General features: G+C 65.0%; 1 pseudogene. It reads right to left on the bottom strand.

The features are described 5' to 3' along the window. Positions 1-22: 22 nt before the first annotated feature. Positions 23-1,075 (bottom strand): annotated as a pseudogene (locus tag BKN37_RS27175) (IS110 family RNA-guided transposase); the annotation flags it as partial. Between the last annotated feature and the right edge of the window lie 266 nt (positions 1,076-1,341).

Here is a 1,341-nt window from a genome sequence, read left to right as displayed (position 1 = left end):
GCGAGCAATAGCTCCTATGTCAAGCGGCTGCTGGTTTTAGGTGGTTGATTTCGGGTTTGGTGCTGGTGAGAAGGGCTTGGTATACGCGTCGGGCGATGCGGCGTTTGAGGCATCGACGCGCTGCTGCCTTGGTTTTCCCGGCGTCGCGTAGTCGTTGGTAGTAGGTGTGGCCCTCACTGGCTTGCATGCGGATCTGGGTGAGGGCGATGCGGTGGATTGCGGCGTTGAGTTGGCGGTTACCGGAGCGGCTTAACCGCATCTGGCCTTCGCTGGCACCCGACCAGGCCGGGATGGGGGCCACTCCGGCGTGGCGGGCGAACGCATCCCCGCTTTTGAACCTCGCGATGCTGGCGGTCTCGCCGACGATCTTGGCCGCGGTCAGCTGTGCGCAACCATCGATGTCGAGCAGTGCGGGGGCGACCTGCTCGGCTCGTTGGCTTAGGCGCTTTTCCAAGGCGGTGATCTCGGTGGTGAGCCGGACGATATCGGCCAGCTCGGCGCGCGCTATTTCGGCCACCAAACCCGGCTGAGTGTCCAACCAGGCCGCCAGCGCCTGCTGGTGCTTAGCGGCTTTGAGGCCACGCGGTGCAGGTCCGCGTTCGGGGTCGAGTTCGTGCACATGCCAGCGCAGCCGGTTGATCGCCGACGTGCGTTGGGCGACCAGCACGTCGCGGCGGTCGGTGAGCAGCTTGAGCTCCCGCGAGGTCTCATCGTGAGTCGCCACCGGCAGATCGGGCTCACGCAGCACCGCTCGCGCTACCGACTCCGCGTCGATCGGATCAGACTTGCCCCGGGTCCGCGCGGACTTGCGCACTGCGGCCATCAGCTTGGTGGGCACCCGCACCACCTTTTGGTCAGCGGCCAACAGGTCGCGCTCCAACCGTGCGGACATGTTGCGGCAGTCCTCGATGCCCCAGTTCAGCTCGGTGCCGAACTGCTCGCGGGCCCACATGATGGCCGAAACATGGCCGTCCGTGGTGGCCTTGACGGTCTTCTCGCCGAGCCGCCGGCCCACCTCATCGACGGCGACAAAGGTGTGTTTGCGCTTGTGCACATCGGCGCCAACAACAATCATGGTCAGTGCCTCCTTCACTTTCTGGACGAGGTGTTGAGGTTGGGCCGGGCCGGCGGACACATCTCAGTCGGGGCGAAGCCACGCTCCTATCAAGTCACGCCGGCCGGTCCATCTCACCTGGTGCCGGCACTACTGCTCAACGCCAACCCCGAGGGCGGCAGACGCAAAATGAGCCAGACACCAGGTAAGACAGAACCAACCACCGCGCCACGGCACCTGTCACGCAGACACACCGCAACCCGGCACACTCACACTGACACTGAGAC

The sequence above is a fragment of the Mycobacterium talmoniae genome, from assembly GCF_001854525.1.
Classification (GTDB): domain Bacteria; phylum Actinomycetota; class Actinomycetes; order Mycobacteriales; family Mycobacteriaceae; genus Mycobacterium; species Mycobacterium talmoniae.
The sequence above is the reverse complement of the archived record's forward strand: the minus strand, read 5'-3'. Positions and strand labels throughout refer to the sequence as shown.